The organism is Streptomyces albus subsp. chlorinus (assembly GCF_013302895.1).
In the GTDB taxonomy this organism is placed as follows: domain Bacteria; phylum Actinomycetota; class Actinomycetes; order Streptomycetales; family Streptomycetaceae; genus Streptomyces; species Streptomyces chlorinus.
On sequence record NZ_VJOK01000001.1, the window covers coordinates 1,149,306 to 1,168,726 of the forward strand.

A 19,421-nucleotide genomic window follows, 5' to 3' on the forward strand; every position below is an offset into this window, starting at 1 on the left:
CGGCCCGGCCGCCCACCGCACCGACGGGACCGCCCCGGCCACCGCCACCCCGGCCGCCCCCGGTCCGCCCTCCTCCCCCGACAGCTCCGACACCTCCCCCACCTCCGCCCGCACGGCCTCCGCCCGCACGGCGGCCGGCACCCCGCGCACCGGCTCGCCGTCCACGGACGGCCGGACGGACGCGGCGCCCCGTGACGTCCGGCGGGACGCGGGCGCGCGGGCGGCGCGCGCCGGGATCGGGCTCGCGGTGCTCGGAGTCGTCTTCTTCTCGCTGACCTTCCCCGCGACCGACTGGGCCCTGGAGGGCTTCGGCCCGTGGACGGCAACGACCCTGCGCGTCGTCCTCGCCGGACTCGTCGCGGGCGCGGCGCTCGCGGTACGGCGGGTGCCGCTGCCGGCGCGACGGCACTGGACCGGGCTGGCCCTCGCCGCCTCCGGTGTCGTGATCGGCTTCCCGCTGCTGACGACACTGGCGCTGCGGACCTCCACCACCTCGCACGCCGCGGTCGTGGTGGGGCTGCTGCCGCTGACGACCGCCGTCTACTCCTCGCTGCGCACCGGCTCCCGGCCCTCCCCCGCCTTCTGGGCGGCGGCGCTGGCGGGCGCGGCGGTGGTGGTCGCCTTCGCGCTGTACCAGAGCGGGGGCGCGCCGAGCACCGGCGACCTCTTCCTCTGCGGTGCGCTGCTGGTCTGCGCCGCCGGGTACGCCGAGGGCGGCAGGCTGGCCAGGGAGCTGCCCGCGCTGGAGGTGATCGGCTGGGCGCTGGTGGGCTGCCTGCCCCTGGCCGCCGCGGGGGCCGCGGTGGCGCTGGCGCACGAGCCGGTGGCACTGAGCGGGCACGCGGTGACGGGGCTGGCGTGGAACGTGCTGGGCTCCCAGTTCCTGGGGCTGCTGTTCTGGTACCGGGCGATGGGCCTGGCCGGGGTGGCCTCCACCAGCCAGGTGCAGCTGGCGCAGCCGCTGCTTACGCTGGTATGGGCGGTGTTCCTGCTCGGCGAGCACCTCACGCCCGCCGCTCCGGCGGCGGCGCTCGCCGTACTGGTGTGCATCGTGGTCGTACAGCGCACCCGCACCTGATCACCGCGGACGGAACGCGGACAGGAGCAGACAGGAGGCAAGTGTCATGCGAGCCAACAGAGGCGACCAGCTGTTGATGCACGGGCGGACCGTGGGGCAGCACGACCGGACTGCCGAGATCGTCGAGGTGATGGGCACGAAGGGCGAGCCCCCGTACCGCGTGCGCTTCGAGGACGGGCACGAGACCGTCGTCTCACCCGGCCCGGACTCCGTCGTCCAGGAACCGCACAAGCAGCGGGAGAAGCACTGACGCGGCGCTGACACAGCGCACTGATGCGGCACCCCGGTGCCCGTACCGGGTGCGGCGCGAGTGCCGGGGACGCACCGGGAGGGCGGGAGTGCTCCCGCCGCTGCCGGCCGCGACCGCTCTCCCACTCGGTGCGGTCGGCCCGGCACACAGGGCGACCAGTGGCGCACTCCGCACATAGGTGACCTTTCGCACCCGGTCTCCATCCCGCGTTCCCCCACAGGTAACGTCGGGCGGCGAAGCGGCGCCGCCCGCGGCCCCCGCACGCCGGGGAGCTGCCGGGACGGGACCGCTGCGGACCGTGAAGTTCAGCGAAAGGCACGAGGTGACGGAGTCTGTAGCCGGCGTGGCACGCGTCGGAGTGGTGGGCTGTGGCCAGATGGGTGCGGGAATCGCGGAGGTGTGCGCGCGGTCCGGACTGGAGGTGAGGGTCGCCGAGACCACCGGCGAGGCCCTGGAGTTCGGCCGCACCCGGCTGGCCAACTCGCTCGGCAAGGCCGCCGACCGCGGCAAGCTCAGCCAGCAGGAGTGCGACGAGGCGCTGGAGCGGCTGTCCTTCACCACCGACCTGGGCGATTTCGCCGACCGCGACCTGGTCATCGAGGCCGTCATCGAGAACGAGCAGGTCAAGACCGAGATCTTCCAGGTGCTCGACCAGGTGGTGACCAGCCCCGACGCCATCCTGGCCTCGAACACCTCCTCGATCCCGCTGGTGAAGCTCGCCGTCGCCACCTCGCGCCCCGACCACGTGCTCGGCATCCACTTCTTCAACCCGGCCCCGATACAGCAGCTGGTGGAGCTGATCCCGGCGCTGACCACGGGTGAGGACACCATCAAGCGCGCCGAGACCGTGGTGGGCCAGGTCCTCGGCAAACACACGATCCGCGCGCAGGACCGCTCCGGCTTCGTCGTCAACGCGCTGCTGATCCCGTATCTGCTCTCCGCCATCCGCATGTTCGAGTCGGGCATCGCCAGCCGCGAGGACATCGACAACGGCATGGAACTGGGCTGCGCCCACCCGATGGGCCCCCTCAAGCTCAGCGACCTCATCGGCCTCGACACCGTCGCCTCGGTCGCCGACTCGATGTACGCCGAGTACAAGGAGCCCCTCTACGCCGCTCCCCCGCTGCTCCAGCGCATGGTCGACGCGGGCCGCCTCGGCCGCAAGGCGGGAGCGGGCTTCTACACCTACTCCTGACCCGGTACCGGGAGGAGCGAGGCCCGTCCCCGCGCCCGTCCGCGTACGGGAATAGCCGTGCGGCGGGCGGCAGTTGGCCCGGGCATGAGGATCGGCATCGCGACATTCCCGACGGACTACGGTATCCGCCCCGACACGCTGGCCCGCGCCGTGGAAGAGCGCGGTTTCGACTCGCTCTTCCTGGCCGAGCACTCCCACATCCCCGTCGGCAGCGCACTGCCCGACGGCTCCGGGCTGGACCGCCGCTACTACCGCACCCTCGACCCGTTCGTCGCGCTGACCGCGGCCGCCGCCACCACCCGCACCCTGCGGCTGGGCACCGGGGTCGCGCTGCTGGCCCAGCGGGACGTGATCCACACCGCGAAGCAGGTCGCCAGCCTGGACCTGCTCTCCGGCGGCCGGGTCGTCCTGGCGGTCGGGACGGGCTGGAACCGGCAGGAGATGCGCCACCACGGCACCGACCCGCGCACCCGGGGCCGGGTGCTGGACGAGCGGATCGCGGCGCTCAAGGAGATCTGGACCCACGAGGTGGCCGAATACCACGGGGAGTACGTGGACTTCGGGCCCATCCAGCAGTGGCCCAAGCCGGTGCAGCGGCCCCATCCGCCCGTCTACATCGGCGGCCACAGCCCCGCGGCGCTGCGCCGCGTCTTCGCCCACGGGGACGGCTGGTTCCCGCTCGACACCTCCCCCGAGGAGTTCCGCCGTGTCCGTGTCGAGCTGGCGGCGGCGGGCCGCGACCAGGTCCACCTCAACGCACCGGGCGATCCGGAGGACCCGGCGGCGGTGGAGCGCTACGCACAGGCCGGCGCCCACCGGGCCGTCTTCCCGCTCGACGTGCTGCCCCACGACGAGACGCTCCGGCGGCTGGACGAGCTGTCGGAGGCGACCGCCGCCTTCCGCGACGGAGCGGACGGCTGAGCGCGGCCGGGGGGAGCCCCGGGCACGGCAGGAACGAGGCGGCGGGGACGGGCGGTCTGGCACACGGCGGGGCCGGTCTCGTCCGGGGCGCGGTGGGGGCGCCGCCTCCCCGCACGCGGGAGTCGTCCTCACGCCGGGCCGCGGCACCCCTCACCGCGCCGGGCTCACGCCACGGGCGCCTTCGGTTCGTCCCCCGGCGGGTCCGGGTCGGGCCGGTCGGAGTTCCCGGGAGCGGAGCCGGGCGCCGCACCGGGCGCGGCGCCGGGCGCTCCGGCGGCGGCTCCGGGTGCCGCGCCGGGCGCCGGGCCCGGTGGCACGTCAGGCGCTGGACCCGGTCCCTGGGAAGCCGCCCCCGGTGCCGCACCGGGCGCCGGACCCGGTGGCACGTCGGAGGCCGGACCCGGCCCCCCGGTGGGGGCTCCCGGTGGCTGTCCCGGTCGGGATGCGGGTTTGCGGAACTTCTTCGCCGTGCGCCGGCGTGCCGCACCGACCGAGGTGCGGACGACGGAGAGGGGCTTGGCGACCGCCTCCAGCGGCTTGCGTTCGGCGTCCACGCCGAGGAACGTCTCGGCCAGACCGCCGACGACCATGATGACGGCCCCCATGAGGAAGCCGATGTAGAGCCTGCCGCGGTTGCTGCCGTCGCCGATCAGCCAGCCGTAGAAGTACGGGCCGGTGGCTCCCGCGGCCTGGCCGATGGCGAAGAAGAGGGCGATGGCCTTGCCCCGCACCTCCAGCGGGAAGATCTCCCCCGCCGTCAGATAGCCGGAGGAGGCGCCGGCCGAGGCGAAGAAGAAGATCACGCACCAGGCGACGGTCTGGGTGGTCGCCGTGAGCACGTCGGCCGCGAACAGCGAGGCGGTCACCGCCAGCGCGCAGCCGGAGAAGAGGTAGGTCCCCGCGATCAGCAGGCGGCGGCCGACGATGTCGAAGAGCGGGCCCAGGACCACCGGGCCGAGCAGGTTCCCCGCGGCGAACGCCAGCAGGTACATCGGCGCGCTCTCGTCGTGGACACCGTAGAACTTGGTGAGCACCAGCGTGTAGGTGAAGAAGATCGCGTTGTAGAGGAACGACTGCGTGATCATCAGGGTCGAGGCGAGCACGGCCCGCTTGGGGTACTCCCTGAAGAGCACCCGCAGCAGCGTGACGTAGGTGCTGTGCGCCGACTCGCTGATCTCGATGGCGTCCTTCTCGTCGACCGGGGGCAGCTTCTTGCCGTGCCGGCGTACGGCGGACTCCATCCGGGCGATGGCGGCCTCGGCCTCCGCCTCCCTCCCGTTCATGATCAGCCACCGTGGACTCTCGGGCAGGTGGCGGCGGACGAACAGCACCGAGAATCCCAGCACCGGTCCCAGCAGGAAGCCGAGCCGCCAGGCGATGGTGTCGTCGAAGGTGGCCAGGATCATCAGCTCGGCGAGGGTGCCGACGATGGCGCCCGCCCAGTAGGTGCCGTTGACCAGCAGGTCGACCCGGCCGCGGAAGCGGGCGGGCATCATCTCCTGGATGGCCGAGTTGATGGCCGCGTACTCCCCGCCGATACCGGTCCCGGCCACGAACCGGGTCAGATACAGATACCCGTCCCAGCCGGGGCCCTGGCCGTAGGTGAGCGCCGTCATGCCACTGCCGAACAGATAGACGCCGAAGGTGAGCAGGAAGAGTTTGCGGCGTCCGAAGCGGTCGGCCATCCGGCCGAAGAAGAGCGCGCCCGTCACCTGCCCGACGAGGTAGACGGTCGCGATCAGGCCGGCCTCGCTGGAGGACAGTCCGAGGGTGTCCTCGCGCGTGAGGATCGACGTCACCGAGCTGGCGACGGTGATCTCCAGCCCGTCGAGGATCCACGCGCAGCCCAGCGCCGCGATCATCTTCGTGTGGAAGCCTGACCAGGGCATCCGGTCGATGCGTGCGGGGATCAGGCTGCGGAGCGGGGCGTCCGCCGGACGGGATGATGAGTTCGCTGCTGCCACCTCGTCACCCGTAACCACCCCTGCCCCTCCGGCCGGAGTCGGCCCGGTCTTCTCACCCGAAAAGATGAGGGGGCATCCGCCGGTGACGGATGCCCCCTCGGGCGGCGGGTGGCCGGGCGTCAGGCGCCGCGCAGCACCGCGCCGGTGCGCTCGACGGCCTCCGCGACGGCCGCGTCCCGGGCAGCCGTCGCCTCCTCGGCCTTCAGCGTGCGGTCGGGCGCCCGGAAACGCAGCGCGTAGGCCAGCGACTTGCGGCCCTCCCCGAGCTGCTCGCCGGTGAAGACGTCGAACAGCCGGACCGATTCCAGCAGCTCTCCGGCGCCCGCGCGCAGCGCGCTCTCCACCCGGGCGGCCGGTACCGAGGCGTCCACCACGAGGGCCACGTCCTGGGTGGCCACGGGGAACGCGGAGACGTGCCGGGCCCGCACCGCGCCGGCACCGGCGCGCTCGACCAGGTCGAGGTCCAGCTCCATGGCGCAGGTGCGCTGCGGCAGTCCGAGCGCCTTGAGCGCGCGCGGGTGCAGCTCACCGGCGTGCCCGGCCCGTACGCGTTCGCCGTCCACATGGACGTACAGCGCGGCGCAGCGGCCCGGGTGCCAGGGCGCGAACCGGTCGCTCTCGACGTCCAGTTCGGCCCCCGCCTCGGCGGCCACGGTGCGGGCGGCCTCGACGGCGTCGGCCCAGTCGGAGGGGCGGCCCTTGCCCCACCAGCCGGCCCGCTCCCGGGCGCCGGCCAGGACGGCGGCGACGTGCCGCGGCTGCTCGGGGAGCGCGGCGTCCAGCGCGGCGATCTCCTCGTCCCCGGGGCGGCGGGTGACCGGCAGTCGCTCGGCGGTGGTCTCCGTGCCGGTGGGCAGGAACACCAGCCCGGTCTCGAACAGCGCCAGGTCGTGGCTGCCCCGCCCGTCGTTGCGGCGCAGCGCGGCCAGCAGCCCGGGCAGCAGCGTGGTGCGCAGGCCCGGCTCCTCGTCGGAGAGCGGGTTGACGAGCTGGACGGTGCGGCGGCGCGCGTCGCCCGCCTCCAGGCCGAGCGCGTCGAAGACGGCCTCGCCCACGAACGGGTAGGACAGCGCCTCGACGTACCCCGCGCCCGCCAGCGCCCGGCCGACGCGGCGGTGCAGCCGCTGCCGCTCGGTCAGCCCGCGGCCCGGGAGCGGCCTGGGCAGGGTGGAGGGCAGGTTCTCGTAGCCCTCCAGCCGGATGACCTCTTCCGCCAGGTCGTTGGGGTCGGTCAGGTCCGGCCGCCACGACGGCACGGTCACCGTCAGCTCGTCCTGGCCGTAGACATCGCACCCGACCTGCTGGAGCCGGCGCACCACGGTCTCACGGCCGTAGGCAACGCCCGCGACCCTGTCCGGGTGGTCGGCCGGCATCAGGACGGTGCGGGGCCCCGACGGCGTGCGGATCTCGGTGACGCCCGGCTCGGCGGTACCGCCCGCGAGCAGTACCAGCAGGTCCACGGTGCGCTGTGCGGCGGCGGCCGCCGCCTCCGGGTCGACGCCCCGCTCGAAGCGGCGCGAGGCCTCGGAGGAGAGCTTGTGGCGGCGCGCGGTGCGGGCGACGGAGACCGGGTCGAAGTGCGCGGCCTCGATCACCACGTCGGTGGTGCCCTCGGCGGCCTCCGCGTCGGCGATCTCGGTGTTGGCGCCGCCCATCACGCCCGCGAGGCCGATGGGGCCGCGGTCGTCGGTGATCACCAGGTCGCCGGCGTCCAGGACGCGCTGGACGCCGTCGAGCGTGGTGAGCTTCTCGCCGTCGGCGGCCCGGCGCACCCCGATGGGGCCCTCGACGCGGTGCCGGTCGTAGGCGTGCAGCGGCTGGCCCAGCTCCAGCATCACGTAGTTGGTGACGTCCACGGCCAGCGAGATCGGGCGCATCCCGGCCTTCTGGAGCCGGCGCCGCAGCCAGATCGGCGAGGCGGCGCCGGGCCGCAGCCCGGTGACCGTGCGGGCCGTGAACCGGTCGCAGCCCAGCGGGTCGGCGACCTTGACGGGGTAGCCGTGCGGGTTGGGCGCGGGCACGTCCAGCAGCGCCGGGTCGCGCAGCGGCACCCCGTAGGCGGTGGCCGTCTCGCGGGCGATGCCGCGCATCGACAGGCAGTAGCCGCGGTCGGGGGTCACGGCGATGTCGAGGACCTCGTCGACCAGTTCCAGCAGCTCGATCGCGTCGGTGCCGACCTCCGTCTGGGGCGGCAGCACCATGATCCCGCCGTGGTCCTCGCCCATGCCCAGCTCGCGCTCGGAGCAGATCATGCCCTCCGAGACGTGGCCGTAGGTCTTGCGGGCGCTGATCTCGAACCCGCCGGGCAGCACGGCGCCGGGCAGCACGACGACGACCTTGTCGCCGACGGCGAAGTTGGTGGCGCCGCAGATGATGTTCTGCGGCTCACCCGTGCCGTTGGCCCGGCCGACGTCCACCTGGCAGTAGCGGATCGGCTTCTTGAAGTCCTTCAGCTCCTCGATGGCGAGGACCTGGCCCACCACCAGCGGGCCCTTGAGCCCGGCACCGGTCTGCTCGACCGTCTCCACCTCGAGGCCGGCCGCGATCAGCCTGGCCGCGACGTCCCGGCCGGTCTCGGAGGCCGGCAGGTCGACGTACTCCCGGAGCCACGAAAGCGGCGCCCGCATCAGATCTCCATCCCGAACGGCAGGGTGAAGCGGACGTCACCCTCGACCATGTCTCGCATGTCCTCGACGTTGTGGCGGAACATCAGCATCCGCTCGATCCCGAACCCGAAGGCGAAGCCGCTGTACCTGTCCGGGTCCACACCGCAGGCCGTCAGCACCCGCGGGTTGACCATGCCGCAGCCGCCCAGCTCGATCCAGCCCTCGCTGGAGCAGGTGCGGCAGGGGTTGTCCGGGTCGCCGACGGAGGCGCCCCGGCACACGAAGCACACCATGTCCATCTCGGCGGACGGCTCGGTGAAGGGGAAGTAGGAGGGCCGCAGCCGGGTGCCCAGGCCCTCGCCGAAGAGCGAGGTGACCATGTGGTCGAGGGTCCCCTTGAGGTCGGCCATGGTCAGCCCCTCGTCGACGGCCAGCAGCTCGACCTGGCCGAAGACGGGGGTGTGCGTGGCGTCCAGCTCGTCGGTGCGGTAGACCCGGCCCGGGCAGATGACGTACACCGGCAGGTCACGCCGCAGCAGCGAGCGGATCTGCACGGGCGAGGTGTGGGTGCGCAGCACGACACCGGAGGCGTCGTCGGCGGAGCCGTCCCTGCCGCGTACGAAGAAGGTGTCCTGCATGGTGCGCGCGGGGTGGTCGGGGCCGATGTTGAGCGCGTCGAAGTTGAACCACTCGGCCTCGACCTCGGGGCCCTCGGCGACCTCGTAGCCCATCGCGACGAACACGTCCTCGATGCGCTCCGAGAGCGTGGTCAGCGGGTGGCGGGCGCCTGCCGGGCGGCGGTCGTAGGGCAGTGTGACATCCACGGCCTCCTCGACCAGCACGCGCTCGTCGCGCTCGCGCTCCAGCTCCTCCTGGCGGACCTTGAGCGCCTTGCTGACCGCGCCCCTGGCCTGCCCGACGCGCTTGCCGGCCTCGGCCTTCGCGTGCGGGGGGAGGGCGCCGATCTCGCGGTTGGCCAGCGCCAGCGGGGAGCGGTCGCCCGCGTGGGCCGCCTTCACCTCGCGCAGCGCGTCCAGATCACCGGCGGCGGCGACGGCGGCGAGCGCCTCGTCCCTGGCCCGGTCGATCGCTTCCGGTTTCAGTGCCTCGACCTCGACGGGGTCGTACGACTTGTTGGGTGCCGACATCTCTTCCCGTGTTTCCGATTGGCCCCCAGCTGTCGCTGGGAGATGGCCCCTGGCTGCGCCCTGCCCTTGCTGGCCCCATGGCCGTGCCGGGGCCCGAGTCTACGGGGGCGCGCCTGGTGACGGTGACGCGGAGGCCGCAAGGAGGGCCTCCGGCGGATCCTGGGCCGGGCCCGTGCGCGCCGTGCTTCAGGCCAGAACGGCCGGGGCGCCCACGGGCAGGATAAAGCGGAACCGGGCCCCGCCGGCCGGCGCCCGGTCGACGGTGATCACCCCGCCGTGCGCCTCGACGATGCCCTTGACGATGTAGAGCCCCAGGCCCGTGCCGCCGCGCCTGCTGCCGCGCCAGAAGCGGGTGAACACGCGGCTCATGGACTCCTCCGGAATGCCGGGCCCCTCGTCGCTGACCGTGACGGCCGTCGCCTTCTCCCCCGGCTCCCGGGGCGAGGCGGCGGGCTCGACCTCGATGGTGACAGTTCCCTCACCGTGCCGCACCGCGTTTTCCAGCAGGTTGGCCAGCACCTGGTCGATCTTGTCGGGATCGGCCCACAGGTCCGGCAGGCCGTCGGCGATCCGGGGGGCGAACCGTTCGGCGGGCTGCCCGGCCGCGATGTGCCCCTCCACGTGCCGTCGCACCGCCGCCGCGATGTCCAGCCGCTGGCGGCGCACCTCCAGCCGGCCGGAGTCGATCCGGGAGATGTCCAGCAGCTCCGCGATGAGCCGGGTGACGCGGTTGGCGTCCGCGTCCACCGTCTCCAGCATCAGCCGCTTCTGGTCGTCGGTGAACCGCTCCCACTTGGCCAGCAGGGTGGCCGTGAACCCCTTGACCGAGGTGAGCGGCGAACGCAGTTCGTGGGCCACGGTGGCGATCAGTTCGGCGTGGCTGCGCTCGGTGCGCCGCCTGGCCTCGGTGCCGCGCAGGGTGACGACGACCCGCTCCACGGGCCCGCGCGGGCGCTGCCGGACGTACCGGGCGGCGACCAGCACCTCGTGGCCGCCGGGCAGCAGCAGGTTCCGCTCGGGGTGGCCGTTGCGGATGGCCGGCCCGCCGTAGGGGTCCGTCAGCTGCCACCAGCGGCGCCCGTCCAGGTCCTCCAGCGGCAGCGCGGCCTGCAGCGGACTGCCCAGCGCCTCGTGGTGCTGCCGTCCGGTGAGACGGACCGCCGCGGTGTTGAAGCACACGACGCGGCCGGCGCCGTTGGCGATCACGAGCCCGTCGGGCAGGTCGTCGGGCCGCACGTCCATCCCGTTCCGCCCTCCTCCAGCGCCTCGGTCCCCGGCACCCGGGGGCCGACACCCTACTAGCTCACGGTGACGGCGTGGCACCCGGACCGTGCGCAGCGTCACGGGCGCACGGCGGCACGGCACGCGGGGTCCCGGCGCACGGCGGCACACAGGCACGGCGGGCGGCGTCAGCGTGCGCGCTGGGCGCGCGCCGAGGCGTAGAGGCACACGGCCGCCGCCGTGGCGAGGTTGAGGCTCTCGGCCAGCCCGTGGATGGGCACCCGCACCACGGCGTCCGCCAGCGCGCGGGTCTCCTCGGGCAGCCCCCACGCCTCGTTGCCGAACACCCACGCGGTGGGCGCGGACATGGCCCCCGCGTCCAGCTCCTCGTCCAGGTCCCGCTTCCCCGCCCCGTCGGCGGCCAGTACCCGCACCCCGGCTCCGGCCAGGCCGCGGGCCGCCTCCTCGACGGGCACGCCGACGACGACCGGGAGGTGGAAGAGCGAACCGGCCGAGGCACGCACGGCCTTGGGGTTGTAGACGTCCACGGACGCGTCGGTCAGCACCACGGCGTCGGCGCCGGCGGCATCCGCGCAGCGCAGCACGGTGCCCGCGTTGCCCGGGTCGCGGACGTGCGCGAGAACGGCGACGAGACGGGGCCGGCTCCCGAGGACCTCCTCGAAGGGCCGGTCCAGGAAGCGGCACAGCCCGACGATGCCCTGCGGGGTGACGGTGTCGGACATCGCACCGATCACCTCGTCGGAGGCGGTGAGGACGGGGACGCGGGCGGCGCGGGCCGCCGCCAGGATGTCCGCGTGCCGCTCGGCCGCCTCCGCTGTCGCGTACACCTCGACGAGGTGCTCCAGCGCCTCCCGCACGGCCTGCGGGCCCTCCGCCAGGAACCGGCGCTCCTTGGCCCGGAAGCTCCGCTTGCCGAGCTTGCGCGCGGCGGTGACGCGGGGGGAGCGGAGGGAGGTCAGCTCGGGGGGCTCAGGGGGCATCGCAGGCGGTCACTCGCTTTCGGGGAAAAATTTCTCGCCGCCGCGGCGGGGAGCCACGACGGCGAGAGTCCGGCGACACGGCCGAAGACACCAGCCAAAGGTCAGGCGGCCTTCGGGGCGTTCACATCGCTCGGCAGCGCCTTCTGCGCGACCTCGACGAGCGCGGCGAAGGCGGCGGCGTCGTTGACCGCCAGCTCGGCCAGCATCTTGCGGTCGACCTCGATGGAGGCGGCCTTCAGACCCTGGATGAAGCGGTTGTAGGTGATGCCGTTGGCGCGGGCCGCGGCGTTGATCCGCTGGATCCACAGCTGCCGGAAGTCGCCCTTGCGGCGCTTGCGGTCGTTGTAGTTGTAGACGTAGGAGTGGGTGACCTGCTCCTTCGCCTTGCGGTACAGGCGGGACCGCTGGCCGCGGTAGCCGCTGGCCTGCTCCAGGATCGCCCGGCGCTTCTTCTGAGCGTTTACTGCCCGCTTGACGCGTGCCACGTGATTACTCCTTGTTGGCGGGGCCGGGAGGCGGTGTCACGGTGTCGGTCCGCGCACGCCCTCCGCTCCGGCCCGTGGTCGATGGGTCCCGGTCGTGCGGGGTCTTACTTGCCGAGAAGCTTCTTGATCTTCTTGGCGTCGGCCGGGGCCGCTTCGGTCTTACCGGCAAGGCGACGCGTCAGCGTGGACGGCTTGTGCTCGAGAAGGTGGCGGCGGCCGGCGCGCTGGCGCATCACCTTGCCGGAGCCGGTGATCTTGAAGCGCTTGCGGGCACCACTGTGCGTCTTGTTCTTCGGCATGTCGCCGTTTCTCTCCTCGTCAGTGACGCTTCCGTTTGCCGTGCGGGCAGGCGGAAGCGTCAGTCGTTCCGTATGGGTTCCGGGGCAGGTGCCCCGGGAGGGCTCACGCCTCGGCGTTCTCCTCGGCGGGCGCCTCAGCGGGAGCGGACCCCTGCTGGCGTTCCGCCTTGCGGGCGGCCTGCGCCTCGCGGGCCTCGGCCATGGCCTCGGTCTTCTTCTTGTGCGGGCCGAGAACCATGATCATGTTGCGGCCGTCCTGCTTCGGGTTGGACTCCACGAAGCCCAGATCCGACACGTCGTCCGCGAGCCGCTGGAGCAGCCGGAAGCCCAGCTCGGGGCGGGACTGCTCACGACCGCGGAACATGATCGTGATCTTGACCTTGTCACCCTGCTTGAGGAACCGGACGACGTGACCCTTCTTGGTGTCGTAGTCGTGCGGATCGATCTTCGGCCGGAGCTTCATCTCCTTGATGACCGTGTGCGCCTGGTTCTTGCGCGCTTCACGGGCCTTCATGGCCGACTCGTACTTGAACTTGCCGTAGTCCATGAGCTTGCACACCGGAGGACGGGCGTTCGCCGCCACCTCGACCAGGTCGAGGTCGTACTCCTGTGCGAGCTCCAGGGCCTTGGCAAGCGGCACGATGCCGACCTGCTCGCCGCTGGGACCGACGAGTCGCACCTCGGGGACGCGAATCCGGTCGTTGATGCGGGGCTCGGCGCTGATGGGGCCTCCTCGGGTACACCGCGCGACCGTCTGGCGGACGACCGCGCACGAGTCTTGATGAGTTGGGTGACCACCGCCGCAAGATGCGAAAAACGCCCCGGACGGGTCACAGGCGGGGCTCCTCACAGACCGGGAGCACCGCCGCGGAACTCCGCGGGGCGCAGCCTGACCATTGACCCGCGGCCCACAGGGCCGCCAGGTGGGAGATCGGAGCCTCCACTTGCGGGCTGGAGGCCGCCCCTTCGCACGTGGCGCGGGGACAGACTTCAGCCGGTCGTTATCCGAGCATACCAGCAGGCCGCCCGGAGTGCCCCGGCGGGAGCGGGAGCGCGGACCGGGGGCGCCCGGAGCACGGCCCGTACGACAGTACGGGAACGCCGGGGCTTAGGGTGAGCCGCATGAGCGACGCCGCAGCCGCCGGGCAGCCCTCCGGTCAGCAACCCGACTTCGACAGCATGACCCGCGACATCGCGGAGGTGCCGGCGGTCGAGGTGATCACCACCGTGGCGGTGCACCTGATGAGCTCCGCCGCCGTGAACCTCGGGCTGGCCGAGGAGGGCGAGCAGCACAAGGACCTGGACGAGGCCCGCAAGCTCATCCAGGCCCTGGCCGGTCTGGTCACCGCGAGCGCCACGGAGATCGGCTCGTACCACGCGGCGCCGCTGCGTGACGGTCTCAAGTCGCTCCAGCTCGCCTTCCGCGAGGCCTCCACCGTGCCCGACGAGCCCGGACAGGGGCCCGGCGAGAAGTTCACCGGCCCCGTCCACGGCTGACCTCACGGCGGTCGTCCCGACCGCGGCCTCCGAGGTCGTCCCCACTGCGGTCGTCTCCACGGCGGCCGGCACCGCGGCGGCCCGCCCGCTCAACTCACCCGCATCTCGCGCCGGGGCCGGCGGTTCGGCTGCGGATGCGTGAGCACGTGCACATAGGCGGCTATGGCACCGCCCACCAGGGGCGCCACGATGAACATCCACAGCTGGGTCAGGGCCGCGCCGCCCGCGAAGAGCGCGGGGCCCAGGCTCCGGGCCGGGTTCACCGAGGTGCCGGTCAGCGGGATGCCGACCAGGTGGACGACGGCCAGGGCGATGCCGATGGGCAGCCCGTCGAAGCCGACGACCGCCACCTTGTGGGTGACCGCGAGCACCGTGTAGACGAGCAGGAACGTCAGGATCAGCTCGGCGACGAAGGCGCCGCCGGTGTTGATGTGCACCGCGGAACGGTCGCCGAAGCCGTTGCTGCCGAAGGTCTCGCTCGTCTCCAGGCCCGGGACCTGCTTGGCGACCAGGAACAGCAGCGCCGCGCCCGCGATACCGCCGACCAGCTGCGCGACCCAGTACTTGACCGCCAGCTCCAGGTCGAGACGGCCGGCCAGGAACATCCCCAGCGTGACCGCGGGGTTCACATGGGAACCGGAGATCGGCCCGATCGCGTACGCGAGGGCGAGCAGCACGAAGCCGAACGTCAGCGCGATGCCGAGCGAACCGATGTACTCCGCCGCCAGCACGGCCGCCCCGACGCCGAAGAACACCAGCAGCAGCGTGCCCAGGAACTCCGCGGCGACCGGCTGGGGCTTGTCTTCCAGGTCCCGGAGCTGTTCCGGGCTCGCCTGGAGCGACTTGACCTGCATGTCGACCTCCCGTGGGGGTCGTAGGAGGCAGCCGGGACGGTTCTTTCCCGGCGCACCTCCTGAGTGTCCGACGCCCTGGCCCGGCTCGCACCTCGGGCGGCCGACAGCACCGGCCTGCGGCACCGGGGCTATCGGCCGACGGCACCGGGGGGCTCGGCTCCGCGGTCGGGGTGCGGTCAGGCCGGGGAGGCCGCGGCCGGGTCGGGTGGGGTGGAGCGTGTTCGAACCCGGCAGAATCCGGAGTCCGGCGGGTGATCGGGCCCGGCAGGTGAGCGGAACCCGGCAGGTGAGCGGACCCGGCCGGTGATCAGGCCCGGTAGAAGGCGCTCTCGGGCAGGGCGCTGCCGGGCGGGAGCAGGGCCAGGTCGAGGCCGCGCACCAGACGCGCCCGCAGGGTCTCGTGGGCGGCGAGGGCCCCGGCCACGCGGTGGGCCACGGCGGCCACCTCGGCCCCCGGTGCCGGCGCGAGCGCCAGGGTGCCGTCGCTTGCGGCACCGCCCGGCGCCAGATGGGCACCGACGACCTGGGGTTCGGCGGCGAGCACGGTCCGTACGGCCTCGATCACGGCCGGGTCGTCGAGGGCGTCGGCAGCGGTCCGGCCCTCGGCGAGCGCCTGGAGCGCGGAGCCGGTCAGCTCGAAGGTCACGGGGCCCGCCAGGTCGAGGACGACGGTGTCCGCCTTCTCGTGGGCCGCGGCCTGGAGTGCCTGATGGAGCGGTACCGCCACGGGGCGGGCGTCGGGGCGCCAGCGGGCCAGCGCGTCGGTGGAGGTGAAGGCCGGCAGCGCCCGGCGGCCACCGGGCGCGTTGAGGGTCGGGACGGCCATCTCGCTGGTCTTGTCGCGGCGCAGCCCGTCCTCACCCGTCTCGGCCTCGGTGAGGACGGCGACGACCGGGACGAGCAGCCGGGCGCCGCGCAGCGCCTCCAGCACCCGGGCGCGGGCCGAGGGCGCCCCCGGGGCGTCCCGCCAGGCGGCGAGGGCGTCGGCGAGGGCGGCATCAGCGGTGCCGTCGTCGCTGGAGAAGGCCGGCTGGGGAATGTTCTTGAGCGCCACGCCCCGAGCGTATCCGGTGGCACGGACACGGCAGGGCGCGGGAGTCAGCCGCCGTCGGCGGTAGCGTCACCGGCATGACCACGGGCGCGGGAGCGGGCACGACCACGAGTGGGGCGCGGGAACAGTCACGTGCGGGGGAAGGAACGGACGGGGGCACGCACGCGGGCGCGGGAACGGACACCTGTGGGGGGACGGGTGCGGACGCCGCCGGAACGGACCCGGGTGACGGCCGGAACGCCCGGCCGCCGGAGGCCGGGCCGCAGGCGGCAACAGCGGGACCGGCTCGGGGGCGGAGGCCGGCCGCGCGGGAGCCGGATGCCCCGGCCGACCGACTCCCGTACGCCACCGCCGGACGACAGGCAACCGCCGCCGGACTCACGTCGGCCACCGCCTGCCTCCTGTCGGCCGGCCGGCAGTCGGACGCCGTCCCGGAGACGGACCTCGACGCGCTGCTCTCCTCGGCCGTCCCGGGGCCGGACGGTCCCGGGGCGCGGCTCTCGCTGGCCGTCCGTGAGCCGGGCACCGGGCGTGCGGCGGCGCTGCACGGGGACCGCCCGTTCGTGGCGGCAAGCGTGATGAAGGTGCACATCCTCGTCGCGCTGCTGCTGCGCGCCCAGGGCGCTCTCGGGGATCCGCCGCGGGCGCTGACCGGGCGGGAGCAGGCGTGGGCCGCCGCGATGATCGAGCGCAGCGACAACGACGCGGCGAACGCACTGTGGGAGGCGGCCGGGGGCGAGGCGGGCATGCGGACCGCCTGCCACCGCCTGGGGCTGACCCGTACGGAACCCCACCCCGCCGGGCGCTGGGGGCTGAGCACCACCACGGCGACCGATCAGCTGAGGCTGCTGCGCGCCGTGTACGAGCCGGGACCCGGCGGCGGGCTCACCCCGTCGGCACGGGCCCGGGTACGGGAGCTGATGCGCCGGGTCGTGCCCGCACAGCGCTGGGGCGTCACCGCCGCCGCGCCCGCGGGGGCCGCCTCGGCCACGGCCGTGCCCGAGGTGAAGAACGGCTGGCTGCCGCGGACGGCCACCGGGCTGTGGGTGATCAACAGCGTCGGCCGCGTCACGGTGGACGGACGGGCCTGGCTGCTGGCGGTCCTCTCCGACGGGCACGCCACCCGGGAGGCCGGCGTCGCCGCGGTGGAGGACGCCGCCCGCGCCGCCGTCCGGGCCCTCACCCGCCGGGAAGGCCCCCGGGAGGGCTCCCGCCGGGAGGACCGGGGCGCTGCCCGGGACCGCCGCCGTGCGGGCCGGCCACCAGACCCCGCAGCCGGGGCGGGAGGTGCGGGGTGAAGCCCCGGTGCACCGCCCAGGCAGCGCCGATCAGCGCCGCCCCCAGCACGGCCGCCGCCAGCGCGAACCAGCCCGGCCCCGCGCCGTCGGCGGGCGGTGCCGTCCCGAAGTACTTCTCGCGGTACTCGCCGACCGCCGGCCGCTGCTTGGCGGGCCTGACGTGCGAGCCCGTCTCGATGGCCGCCGCCGGGTCCACGATGCCGGTGCCGACCGCGTCGCTGCGTCCGCCCTCCGGGGTGTTGCGGGCGGTGTCGGAGATCAGCTCCTTGATCTGCGCGGGGCTCAGATCCGGGTGCGCGGCGCGGACGAGCGCGACGGCACCCGAGGTGAAGGCCGCGGCGGCGCTGGTGCCCCAGCCCTGGTAGTAGGTGCGGTCGGGATCGGCGATCAGGATGTCCTTGCCGGGCGCCGCCACCGTGGCGTACCAGCGGCGGGTGGAGAAGGCGGCGCGGGCTCCGTTGCGGTCGACGGCGGCCACCGCGATCACCCCCGGGTAGGCGGCGGGATAGGAGACGTGGTCGCCGTCCTCGCCGCCGTTGCCCGCCGAGGCGACCACCACGACGCCCTTGCGCAGCGCGTAGCGCACGGCCGCGTCCTCCTCGGCGTCCGGGTGCGCGGAGTCGCTGTCGTCGCCCAGCGAGAGGTTGATGACATCGGCCCCGTGGTCGGCCGCCCAGCGGATGCCCTGGGCCAGTGCCGTACCGCGCTTGTCCCTGGCCTTGGCACGCTGCGGGTCCTGGTCCTCCAGCAGGACGCGGACGGGCAGGATCCGGGCCTCCGGCGCGATGCCCAGCACCCCGTCCCTGCCGCCCGCGCCGTGGCCGTGCCCGGCGATGATCCCGGCCATGGCGGTGCCGTGCCGCGCCCACTCGCGGTCGCCCCGCCCGGCACCCATACCGACGAAGTCCTTGCCCTTGGCCACGTTGCGGGACAGATCCGGATGGCTCGGGTCCACCCCCGTGTCCAGGACGGCCACGGTCACGCCCTGGCCCTTGGTGGTCCTCCACGCCGCCTTCGCGTTGAGGGCCGTGAGAGCCCACTCCTGCCGCTGGAGCCCCTCCCCCTGCGCGTGCGCCGTCCCCGCCGTGAGGGGGGTGAACGCGAGGAGGGCGCACAAGGAGGCGGCCACAGTGCCCAGCAGACGCTTCATCGCAGCTCGTCCTCCGAGGTACGGCCCGTCCCCGGGGCCTCGTTCACGGCGTCGGCGCCCCGGCCCTTGTTCCCGCCACCGCCCGCGCCCCTGCCCGCGCCGGGACCGGAACCGGAACCAGGACAGGAGCTGGAACCAGAATCGGAACCGGGGCCAGGGCTGGGGCCGGAGCCGGGCCTGCCGGATGAGGGCGGGCCGCCGGCCGGGAGGGGGGACGCCACGCGGCGCCCCGCGGCGGCGGACGTGGCCGAGGCCGCGTCCGCGCCGGGACCGGAACCGGCATGGGAGCGGGAGCCTGACCTGGCGTCCGACGTCCGCCCGGCAGCGGGATGCGGCCGGGTGGTCGCCTTGCGCAGCCGCCGCTCAACGCGGTCGGCGATCCCCTGCGCGTCGTGGCCGAGCCCGGCCTGCGCCGCGGGCGAGGTCTCCCCTTTGCGGATGGCGTCGCTCGCCGGCTGCGGGTCGGTGACGACCCGTCCGTCGGCGAAACCGGAAACGGAGTAGACCACCACGGGCACGTCCCGCAGTACGCGGATGCTCCAGCTCGCGCGCTGCGTGTCACCGAAGTCCGCGGCGACGGTGCCGCGCGCCGCGTACGGACGGGGCATCAGATCGGGGCGCTCGGCGAGGTTCTGGGCGGCGAACCGCTCGGCCAGGTCCCGCATCGCCGCCGGGTCGGCCTTGGTGAAGACCATGCCCACCGTGGTGAGGCCGCTGGTCGTCTCGTCGGCGTAGGTGGCCCGGATCAGCCGCCCGCAGCCCACCGGCGCCAGCGCCTTGGCCAGCAGCGGGTCGAAGGCGCGGGCGCAGGTGCTGTCGGGGGCCACGGCCACCCGCGTCCAGCGCCGGTCGGCGCCGCCCGGCCCGGCGGCCTCGCCGTCGAGGGTGCGGGGGAACAGCTCGTCGACGGGGAGTTCGTGCCAGGCGGCCCGTGCGCCGTCGAACCCCTGGGCGATGGCGGGCCGTTGCCCGGCGTCCCCGGTCAGCAGCGCGCCCGCCCCCGCGCCGCCCAGCAGACCGACCCCAGCACGAGGCAGACGGCGGCCACGACCGTACGGACACGCAGCGGAGCGTGCCCGCCCAGACCGCGGACCGGCCTCCAGCCGCGAACCGGCGGCGGAGGCACCGTCGGCGCCGGGGGCGCACCGCGCGGCGGAGAGACGGGCGGCACCGGGTGCCGCGGCGCCGGCACCCCACCTTCGAACCGCCCTCCTGAGGACGGCACACCGCCTTCGGAGTCCGACCGTGACGACGGCACGGCGGACCTCTCGGGCCGGGGCCCCGACGGCACAGCCCCCTTGAAGCTGGACCTCGATGACGGCACGGCGCCTTCGGAGCCGGACCCGGACGGCGGCCCGGCGGCTGGGGAGCCGGGCGCCGACGGGGGGCGGCCGGCATCGGAA

General features: G+C 74.2%; 18 protein-coding genes. 6 read left to right on the forward strand and 12 right to left on the reverse strand.

What is annotated here, in order from left to right; all coding sequences use genetic code 11:
• From FM076_RS05310 to FM076_RS05325, 4 genes are all read left to right on the forward strand, one after another.
• On the forward strand, window positions 1-1,078 hold a 1,078-nt coding region (locus tag FM076_RS05310), incomplete at its 5' end, for a DMT family transporter (protein WP_243274311.1).
• Between the two features lie 46 nt (window positions 1,079-1,124).
• Window positions 1,125-1,328, forward strand: a complete 204-nt coding sequence (locus tag FM076_RS05315) for a DUF1918 domain-containing protein (RefSeq protein WP_173868764.1) — start codon at window positions 1,125-1,127, stop codon at window positions 1,326-1,328.
• 322 nt (window positions 1,329-1,650) lie between these two features.
• On the forward strand, window positions 1,651-2,523 hold the full coding sequence (locus FM076_RS05320; protein ID WP_173868765.1) for a 3-hydroxybutyryl-CoA dehydrogenase: 873 nt from the start codon (window positions 1,651-1,653) through the stop codon (window positions 2,521-2,523).
• Window positions 2,524-2,607: 84 nt separating this feature from the next.
• Window positions 2,608-3,444, forward strand: coding sequence for an LLM class F420-dependent oxidoreductase (locus FM076_RS05325; protein ID WP_173868766.1), 837 nt, complete (start codon window positions 2,608-2,610; stop codon window positions 3,442-3,444).
• A 164-nt stretch (window positions 3,445-3,608) separates the two neighbouring features.
• On the opposite strand, the gene FM076_RS05330 is transcribed toward FM076_RS05325, so the two are convergent.
• The 8 genes from FM076_RS05330 to infC all read right to left on the reverse strand — a co-directional run bounded on the left by FM076_RS05330 (window position 3,609) and on the right by infC (window position 12,892).
• Entirely contained in the window at window positions 3,609-5,408 is a 1,800-nt protein-coding gene (locus FM076_RS05330; RefSeq protein WP_345944896.1) for an MFS transporter, read from the reverse strand.
• Window positions 5,409-5,527: 119 nt separating this feature from the next.
• Entirely contained in the window at window positions 5,528-8,035 is a 2,508-nt protein-coding gene (gene pheT / locus FM076_RS05335) for a phenylalanine--tRNA ligase subunit beta (protein WP_173868767.1), read from the reverse strand.
• Entirely contained in the window at window positions 8,035-9,162 is a 1,128-nt protein-coding gene (gene pheS, locus FM076_RS05340) for a phenylalanine--tRNA ligase subunit alpha (RefSeq protein WP_173868768.1), read from the reverse strand. Before pheS ends, pheT begins: the two co-directional genes overlap by 1 nt.
• A gap of 186 nt (window positions 9,163-9,348) precedes the next feature.
• On the reverse strand, window positions 9,349-10,404 hold the full coding sequence (locus FM076_RS05345) for an ATP-binding protein (protein WP_173868769.1): 1,056 nt from the start codon (window positions 10,402-10,404) through the stop codon (window positions 9,349-9,351).
• Window positions 10,405-10,571: 167 nt separating this feature from the next.
• A complete protein-coding gene (locus FM076_RS05350) occupies window positions 10,572-11,384 on the reverse strand; it encodes a TrmH family RNA methyltransferase (protein ID WP_173868770.1) in 813 nt (270 codons plus the stop codon).
• A gap of 101 nt (window positions 11,385-11,485) precedes the next feature.
• The gene (rplT, locus tag FM076_RS05355; RefSeq protein ID WP_173868771.1) at window positions 11,486-11,869 is read right to left on the reverse strand and encodes a 50S ribosomal protein L20; all 384 of its coding nucleotides are present in this window, start codon (window positions 11,867-11,869) and stop codon (window positions 11,486-11,488) included.
• Window positions 11,870-11,973: 104 nt separating this feature from the next.
• Window positions 11,974-12,168, reverse strand: coding sequence for a 50S ribosomal protein L35 (gene rpmI, locus FM076_RS05360; protein WP_114015749.1), 195 nt, complete (start codon window positions 12,166-12,168; stop codon window positions 11,974-11,976).
• Between the two features lie 103 nt (window positions 12,169-12,271).
• Window positions 12,272-12,892 carry a translation initiation factor IF-3 gene (gene infC / locus FM076_RS05365; RefSeq protein ID WP_173874520.1) on the reverse strand — a complete coding sequence of 207 codons (621 nt, stop codon included), beginning with the start codon at window positions 12,890-12,892 and terminating at the stop codon, window positions 12,272-12,274.
• Window positions 12,893-13,290: 398 nt separating this feature from the next.
• Between infC and FM076_RS05370 the strand changes: the two genes are divergently transcribed.
• Window positions 13,291-13,665 (forward strand): DUF1844 domain-containing protein, encoded by a 375-nt coding sequence (locus tag FM076_RS05370; protein ID WP_173868772.1) that lies wholly within the window; start codon window positions 13,291-13,293, stop codon window positions 13,663-13,665.
• 89 nt (window positions 13,666-13,754) lie between these two features.
• On the opposite strand, the gene FM076_RS05375 is transcribed toward FM076_RS05370, so the two are convergent.
• Window positions 13,755-14,519: an MIP family channel protein gene (locus FM076_RS05375; RefSeq protein ID WP_243274313.1), complete on the reverse strand. Its 765-nt coding sequence runs from the start codon at window positions 14,517-14,519 to the stop codon at window positions 13,755-13,757.
• A 307-nt stretch (window positions 14,520-14,826) separates the two neighbouring features.
• The gene (locus tag FM076_RS05380; RefSeq protein WP_173868773.1) at window positions 14,827-15,573 is read right to left on the reverse strand and encodes an SseB family protein; all 747 of its coding nucleotides are present in this window, start codon (window positions 15,571-15,573) and stop codon (window positions 14,827-14,829) included.
• A gap of 74 nt (window positions 15,574-15,647) precedes the next feature.
• Here FM076_RS05380 and FM076_RS33050 point away from each other — a divergent pair, with 74 nt between their 5' ends.
• Window positions 15,648-16,868: a serine hydrolase gene (locus tag FM076_RS33050; RefSeq protein WP_202034910.1), complete on the forward strand. Its 1,221-nt coding sequence runs from the start codon at window positions 15,648-15,650 to the stop codon at window positions 16,866-16,868.
• Here FM076_RS33050 and mycP read toward each other — a convergent pair.
• A complete protein-coding gene (gene mycP, locus FM076_RS05390; RefSeq protein ID WP_173868774.1) occupies window positions 16,750-18,018 on the reverse strand; it encodes a type VII secretion-associated serine protease mycosin in 1,269 nt (422 codons plus the stop codon). The genes FM076_RS33050 and mycP overlap by 119 nt on opposite strands.
• Window positions 18,015-18,845: a hypothetical protein gene (locus FM076_RS33410; protein ID WP_243274315.1), complete on the reverse strand. Its 831-nt coding sequence runs from the start codon at window positions 18,843-18,845 to the stop codon at window positions 18,015-18,017. Before FM076_RS33410 ends, mycP begins: the two co-directional genes overlap by 4 nt.
• Window positions 18,846-19,421: the final 576 nt, after the last annotated feature.